5 protein-coding genes are annotated in these 7310 nt (G+C 64.4%); all 5 read left to right on the forward strand.

What is annotated here, in order from left to right; all coding sequences use genetic code 11:
• Positions 1-5 precede the first annotated feature (5 nt).
• The 5 genes from J7E24_RS12525 to J7E24_RS12545 all read left to right on the forward strand — a co-directional run bounded on the left by J7E24_RS12525 (position 6) and on the right by J7E24_RS12545 (position 7191).
• Positions 6-1865 (forward strand): family 10 glycosylhydrolase, encoded by a 1860-nt coding sequence (locus tag J7E24_RS12525; protein ID WP_215138498.1) that lies wholly within the window; start codon positions 6-8, stop codon positions 1863-1865.
• A gap of 93 nt (positions 1866-1958) precedes the next feature.
• Positions 1959-3383, forward strand: coding sequence for a T9SS type A sorting domain-containing protein (locus tag J7E24_RS12530; RefSeq protein WP_215138499.1), 1425 nt, complete (start codon positions 1959-1961; stop codon positions 3381-3383).
• A gap of 103 nt (positions 3384-3486) precedes the next feature.
• Positions 3487-4731, forward strand: a complete 1245-nt coding sequence (locus tag J7E24_RS12535; protein WP_215138500.1) for a hypothetical protein — start codon at positions 3487-3489, stop codon at positions 4729-4731.
• A gap of 104 nt (positions 4732-4835) precedes the next feature.
• The gene (locus tag J7E24_RS12540) at positions 4836-5729 is read left to right on the forward strand and encodes an FAD-dependent oxidoreductase (protein ID WP_215138501.1); all 894 of its coding nucleotides are present in this window, start codon (positions 4836-4838) and stop codon (positions 5727-5729) included.
• Positions 5730-5868: 139 nt separating this feature from the next.
• Positions 5869-7191, forward strand: a complete 1323-nt coding sequence (locus tag J7E24_RS12545) for an FAD-dependent oxidoreductase (protein ID WP_215138502.1) — start codon at positions 5869-5871, stop codon at positions 7189-7191.
• Positions 7192-7310 lie beyond the last annotated feature (119 nt).

Below are 7310 nucleotides of genomic sequence, written 5' to 3' on the forward strand. Positions count from 1 at the left end.
CTGCGATGAAAATACCTTTCCTCACCGTTGCCCTGGCCCTGTTGCTGCCCGCCGCTACGCTGGCCCAGGAAGTAAAAGAGCTGCGCGGCACCTGGCTGACGCGCACCAAGTATGCCAGCCGCGCCGCTATCGGCCAGCAGATGGACAGCCTGGCGGCGGCCAACTTCAACACGGTGTATGTGAACGTGTGGAGCCGGGGCTACCCGCTGTTCCAGAGCAACACGTTCTTCCAAGAAACCGGCCTTTACACCGACCCCGTGTACGCTGAGCGCGATATTCTGGCCGAGGCTATTGCCGAGGGGCACCGCGTGGGCTTGCGGGTGGAAGCCTGGTTTGAATACGGCTTCGTGGCCGGCTGGACCGGGGCCCTCAAGCCCGGCGAAGTGCGCGGCCCGCTGCTCGACAAGCACCCCGACTGGACCGCTACCATCCAGAACGGCCAGCAGCTCGACCCCGGCTCCAACTTCTACTGGATGGCCCAGAGCAACCCCGGCCCCCAGAACTTCCTCATCGGCTTAGCCACCGAAATCAGCCGCCGCTACGATGTGGACGGCATCCAGCTCGACCGCATCCGCTACGCCAACCTCAACTACGGCTACGACCCGTTCACGGTCAACCTCTACAAGCAGGAGCACAACGGCGCCGACCCACCCCAGACCGGCAACGACGCGGCTTGGATGCGCTGGCGGGCCGATAAAATCAACGCCTTCCACGCCCGCATCTACGACAGCATCAAAAGCGTGAACCCGCGCGTGATTTTGTCGAATGCGCCCAGCCAGTACGGCGCCAGCACCTACACGGCTTACAACCAGTATTTGCAGGACTGGCAGTGGTGGGTGAACAACAACAAGGTGGACAATGTGCAGGTGCAGAGCTACGCCGGCAACCTGGCCCAATACGACGGCTATATCACTTACGCCAAAAACCTGGTGAATGACCCCACCAAGGTCTACCCTTCGTTTGCCATAACGCCGGGCGCCACGGTGGTCCTCACCAACCCGCAAATGGTGAGCTACCTCGATTTGGCCAAGAGCAAAGGCTTTCTGGGCAGCTGCATCTGGTTTGCTGATGATTTGGCCGGCCGCTTCCGCTACCTGAGTAAAACCCGGTTCGCTACGCCCGCCACTGCCCCGTTTGCCCCCACCGACTGGCGCGTGTACCACGCCCTGGTGCCCGCCTCCGACCAAGCCAACGTGTTGCGCTCGGGCACCTGGCTCGCCAGCAACAACCCCGGCTACAACGGCCCCAGCATCTACGCCGACGGCACGGCCGGCAACACGCTCGACTACTACCTGACCGTGCCCACCGACGCCTGGTACGAGGTGTACGCCTACCAGGTGGTATCGAGCAACCGGAGCACCGCCGCGCCCTTCCAGGTGTTCGATGCCAGCGGCCAGCCCACCACTGTCACCCTCGACCAGACCCGCGTGGCCAATGCCGGCTTCGTGAAGCTGGGCGACTACTACCTGCGCGCCGGCCGCCAGCGGGTTGTGCGGCTCAACACCGAGGGCACCGCCGCCGGCCGCTTCGTAAGCGGCGACGCGGTGATGGTGATTCGCAACCGTCGCCTCGATGGCAAAACCGCCGTGCCCACCAGCACCCGCAAGGCCCGCAAGAATATGGGCGCCCTGCAGGTGTTCCCCAACCCCAGCCAGGGCAAGTTTACGCTACGCACCGAAACCCCCGTGCAGGCCGTGCGCGTCGTCGACCAGCTGGGCCGCGTGGTATACCAGCAGGCATTGAAGTTGAATGCCGGGGCCAGCCAGAAGCTGGAGCTGCCCGGCTCGCTCACGGCCGGCCAGTACGTGGTGGAGGCCCAGCAGCCCAACGGCCAGTGGCTCAGCACCCGTTTGCTGCTGAAGTAGTAACCTGAAATCGGGCCGGCCGCGGGCGTAAGTTAGCTGGTCGGCCCACCAATTTGCCTTTCCCCATTTTCTTATCACCTAAATCCCCACACTATGCGCGTACCTTCTACTCTTCAGCAACTGGCCAATCCTGGCCGCCTGGGCCGTCTGGCGGCTTGTGCGGCGCTGCTGGCCGGCACCTCGCTCTCGGCCCAGGCCCAGCTCGACACCAAAAACTACGTCTGGACCACCAAAACCGACGCCAGCCTGGCCACCACCCGTACCGGCGCCGTGGACATGAGCACCGGTACCACCCAACTGTTCGGGCCCAATGTGGGCAACGTCGACGGCTCGGCGTTCCAGCCTATCGGCTTCGATTTGTGGTTCTACGGCCAGCGGTTCAGCCAGTTCAGCGCCAACCCCACCGGCCTGCTGAGCCTGGCTGAGGAGAAGCTGGCGCCCAACGCCACGCTGACGGGCGGCTTGGAGCGCTTCGGCGCCTTCATGCGGGCATTCCAAGCGGCCGACATTACGACCATTGGCACGTCGGCTACGGGCAAAATCCACTACAAAACCGCCGGCACGGCTCCCAACCGAGTGCTGGTGGTGGAATACCTGAACCTGGGCGTGCTGGCCAACAGCGGCTCGGTAGATGCCACCTACCAGATTCGGTTCTACGAAACCAGCAACATCATCGAGTACGTGTATGGCGAGATGAACATCGGCAGCACCGGTGCCGCCAAGGGCTACCAGGTGGGCATCACCCACAAGATTGACGCTACTACGCCACCAACGGTGTACAACACAATTTATGTGGCCACCAGTATCCCGGAGGCCCGCTACAACGTGGCCGCCTTCTCGGGCGTGAATGCCCAGCCCGCCGGCCCTATCCTGAGCCTGACCAGCAGCACAGCCAACCAGCGCCGCATCTACACCTTCGACCCCACGCCATCCACTGCCGCCCCGCTGCCTGCCCCGGCCAATTTCACGGCTAAGGTGGGCGCCAACAACTCGATTGACGTCAGCTTCACTGATGGCGCCAACGAAATTGCCTACGAAGTGTACTATAGCACCAGCGCCGCCGATTTCGGCCTCAACCCCACGGCCGGCGCCGGTACCGCCGACTACGGCCGCGTGCAGGTACTGAGCCCCACCACTGGCGGCGGCACCGTAACGGCCAACATCCCCGGCCTGAAGGCGGGCGCCAAGTACTACCTCAAGGCCTTCGCCCTGCGTGAGGCCTTGTCGGCCCCCGCTTTGGCCACGCTAACCACCACTACTACCGGCAGCGTATCGGCCGCCCTCACGGCCGCCATCAACGTGTTCCCGAACCCCGGCAATGGTACCTTTACCCTCGATATCAACGACCGAAGCGTGCAGCGCTGGCAGGTGAGCGACCTGCAGGGCCGCATTGTGGCCCAAGGTGCTGCCGTTGCGGGCCGCCAGGAGCTGAAGCTGAACGGGCTGGCAGCTGGCGTCTATTCGCTGCAGGTACAGGCCACCACGGGCGTGGGCGTGCGCCGTTTGCTGGTGCAATAGTCGCGGCCCAGCATTTGCCTTGTTGTTAGTAAAAAAAGAAGAGAAACCGAGTTTCTCTTCTTTTTTTACTGCCTTTTCTTTCCGTTTTCCTTTCTGATTTCGCATGAATTTTTCGCTTAACCACTGGAAGCGCGGGCTGGCCCTGGCGGCCCTGCTGACCGGCACGCTAGCCACAGTGCGGGCCACCGGCCCTGGTACAACGCCCGGCGCAACACCCACCGGCCCGCCCGACAGCACCAGCGCCCGGATTCTGGCAGCGGCAGCCGGAGCCAGCGTCGAGCTGCCCGATTTTGCCTTTGGCAAGAGCCGCCAGCTGGGCTACCACAAGCTGGTGCTGCCCGGCCCCCAGTTCCTGATTTCCGACGACCCTGAGTACATCCGGGTGCCCGAAGCAGCCGTGTTCCGCGAGCAGGTGCAGCCCGGCACCGTGCGCTTCTACCTCTACAACGTCAATGGCGTGAAGGAGCCCCAAAAGATAGACCGCAAAATCACGGCCCTCATCAAAAATACCGGCTCGCGGCCCATGCGCCTCCAGATGCTTAAGTATTCGGCCCAGCCGCCGAGCGGCGACTACCTCAAAATCGGCCGCAACGGGCTGGCCGACTACTTCGCCTCGCAGCCCAGCGCCAAAGTGCGCACCGTAAAGCCCGGCCAGGCCGTGGCCATTGATGAGAAATGGGAGCAGACCACCGTCAAGTACGACGACCTGGTCCACGGCTTCTACGAGTTCCTGATTGACCAGCCCGGCGAAGTAACCGTGCTCCAGACCGACCCGGCCACGCCCGGCCCCAAAGCCTTGGCCCGCAACCCGCAAGTGCTGCCCGGCAAGAGCAAGAGCGGCGCCGGCCGCGGCATCTTTGGCGTCAGCAACTACCGCGTTCAGCCCGATTCGGTGTTCGACACTCGCTCGGGCGCGGCCGAAATAACGGTGGCCGACGGCCAGCGCGACCCCTGGGTGGAGGGCACCGCCAGCCACACCACCGAAACGGCCGTGCTCAAGGGCAACTACGGCGTCATCTACGACATCACCATCCGCTGGAAGAGCACCGACGGCCGCGGCCTGGCCCTGCTCACGCGCAACGCCCGCGGCGGCGGCGAAAACAACCTGTGGTGCAAGGCCATGGCCACCACCGTCATGGTGAGCCCCGGCCTGCACCCCGGCGGCATCGTCAAGCTGCCTTCCGACAAGCCCACCACCCGCCAGGAGCCCGAAGCCGTGGTTATCCAGGTATTCGCGCCGAAGGCGAACGGTGAGGAGCAGACCATCCACCTCACTTACTCGCCCCCCGGCGCCTCCTGTCTGCCCACGCCCATTACGCTGGTGCCAGTGCAGATGAACGCCAGGTAGCACCCCCCGGGCCCCTATTCCCACCAAGCCTTAAGGGATGAGCCGGCTCGGCCGGTCTGTAACGGCAGCTTCCCGCGTCCCATCCCGGCCAATCTTTCCTTTCTATGCAAATTCATTCGCTTGACCACCCGGCCGCCTACGACTACGTGGTGTACGGGGCCTCGGTGGGCGGCATCCTGCTGGCCCTGCACCACGCCGCGGCCGGCCGCAAAGTGCTCGTGCTGAATGCCTACGGTTTTCCCGGCGGCAGCATCACCGAAAGCCTGAGCTGCCTGCAACAGTGGCCCGAGGCTACCACGCCCCACGCCCGGGAACTGTTCGGGGAGTTGCGCGCCAACCCCTACGCCACCGTTTACGACGGCCCCGAGGGCTGGGTGCTCAACCCTGAGGTGCTGAAAATCGGCTTACAACGCGCGCTGGAGGCTTCCGACGCGGCGCTGCTGTTCCATGTGAAGGCCCACCGCCTCGACCAGCCCGGCCCCGATGGGTACGCCACGCTGCACCTGATCGGCAAGGAAGGCGGCTTGGAAATTACAGGACGGTGCGTGATTGATGCCTCGGATGCCGGCCACCTCACGCGCATCGTGCGGGGCACCGGCGAACTGACCGGGGCCCGGCTGTGCCTATTCACCAGCCCGCTGCCCGCCGGGGCCAAGCCGGTGGTGGAGGGGCTGCCCGGCCTGCAACAGGCCGTGCGCCTGCCCGATGGCCGCTATTGGCTGGCCCTGGCCCTGCCCGCCGATGCGCAAACCCTTGTCGAAACAGCCGCTAACGATAGGCTGGATGAGCTGACGCGGGCCCTGGCTCCGCACGAGGGCCGTTTGCAGATTGTACCCGCCGAAACACAACTGCTCTACCAGCCCGCCCCGGCCCCCGCCGCCGCGCCCTTCTACCACGTAGCCGACCTGCTGCCCGGCCGCACCTACGCCCCGCACCAGTGGCTGCAACAGGCCGCCGACCTGGAAGCCGCCGCCGGACAGGGTGGGAGAGGGGTGTAGAGACGCATCTTCGCGTCTCATTGTTGAACGACACCATAAGAACAGCGCGGTATGAAACGGGCAACATCAGCAACGACGAAACGCAAAATATTGCGTCTCCACCCCGTTTCGGCGGCTCAAGCAAATTCGAATAGCTAGTATGGAAATTCAGAAGAACTACGACGTGATAGTGGCCGGCGCGGGCATTGCCGGCATCGGGGCTGCCGTGAAAGCGGGGCGGATGGGTGCCTCGGTGCTGCTGGTGGAGCATTACGGCTTCGTGGGCGGCATGAGCACGGCCGGCATGGTGGGCCCGTTTATGAAGCACAGCATCCACGGGCAGCCGCTGGTACGCGGCGTGTTCGAGGATTTGGAAGACGGCATGCGCCGTCAGAACGGCATGATCGACAACGGATTCTACGCCAGCGCCTTTCGCTCGTCGGCCTACGAGCTACTCCGTCAGGCCGGCGTTACGGTGCTGCTGCACGGCGAAATCTCACGCGTGCACCGCGAAGGCAACCGCCTCACGGCCCTCGATATGCTCACCGACGGCCGCGAAGTTACCGTGGGTGGCCAGGTGTTCATTGACACCACCGGCGACGCCCAGCTGCTTTACCTGGGCGAGTTTCCATGGGTGAAGGGCGACGAGAAAACGGGCCTTCTGCAGGCGCTGACACTGTTTTTCCGGATGGGCGGCATCGACATCGAGCGGGCCACCGAGTACGCCAAGGCCAATAAGCACGATTTCTTTGACTGGATGACCTACGACTTCGACTTCTCGAAAATCGTGTCGGTGGCCGGCTACTGGAGCAACGTGCGCCGCGCCATTGAGGAGAAGCGCCTGCCCCCGGAAATCGAGTACATCTTCTTCACCACCCTGCCCGGCTCGGGCGAGGGCTCGTTCAACACCAGCAATGTGCTGGGCCTCGACGGCTCCTCCTCCCCCGACCTGACCGCCGCCGAGCTCACCGGCCGCAACCAGGTCGACCAGCTCGTGACCCTGATTCAGCAGGAGTTGCCCGGTTTCGAGAACTCCTACCTCGTAGAGACGGCCGTGCAGGTGGGCGTGCGCGAAACCCGCCGCGCCGTGGGCGACTACGCCGTTACGGGGGCCGATGTGCGCAACATGCACAAGTTCGCCGACCCGGTGGCCCGCTCCAGCTACGGCATCGACATTCACGGCCAGAAAGACGAAGATTCGGTGCTCGAACACGTGGAAGAGGGCGAGTACTACGAGGTGCCGCTTCGCTCGCTGCTGGTGCAAGAGGCCGACAATCTACTGGTGGCCGGCCGCTGCATTTCGTCCACCCGCGAGGGCCACAGCGCCATCCGCATCATGCCCACTTCCTCGGCCACCGGCGAGGCCTGTGGGGCGCTGGCCACCCTGGCCGTACGCGCCGGCACCCCGGTGCGCGAGGTGCCCTACGCGAGTCTGGCGGCGGAAATCGGGTATAATCTGACGCAAACGGAGGCGGCTTCGTAGGCGTGGTTGCGTTGCGTTGCACCCCACGGTGCCCGGCCCCGGTTCCATAGTTGATAAGTTCCCGCATGTCGCCCTCCGCGTGCGCCTCACCCCCCCGGCCCCCTCTCCTTTTTCGGAGA

This window comes from Hymenobacter sp. ISL-91, assembly GCF_018613725.1.
GTDB lineage: Bacteria > Bacteroidota > Bacteroidia > Cytophagales > Hymenobacteraceae > Hymenobacter.

Excerpts from the sequence above, each read along its gene's own strand:
- J7E24_RS12545 (WP_215138502.1), top strand. The coding sequence starts at position 5,869 with ATGGAAATTCAGAAGAACTACGACGTGATAGTGGCCGGCGCGGGCATT.
- J7E24_RS12540 (WP_215138501.1), top strand. The coding sequence starts at position 4,836 with ATGCAAATTCATTCGCTTGACCACCCGGCCGCCTACGACTACGTGGTG.
- J7E24_RS12530 (WP_215138499.1), top strand. The coding sequence starts at position 1,959 with ATGCGCGTACCTTCTACTCTTCAGCAACTGGCCAATCCTGGCCGCCTG.
- J7E24_RS12535 (WP_215138500.1), top strand. The coding sequence starts at position 3,487 with ATGAATTTTTCGCTTAACCACTGGAAGCGCGGGCTGGCCCTGGCGGCC.
- J7E24_RS12525 (WP_215138498.1), top strand. The coding sequence starts at position 6 with ATGAAAATACCTTTCCTCACCGTTGCCCTGGCCCTGTTGCTGCCCGCC.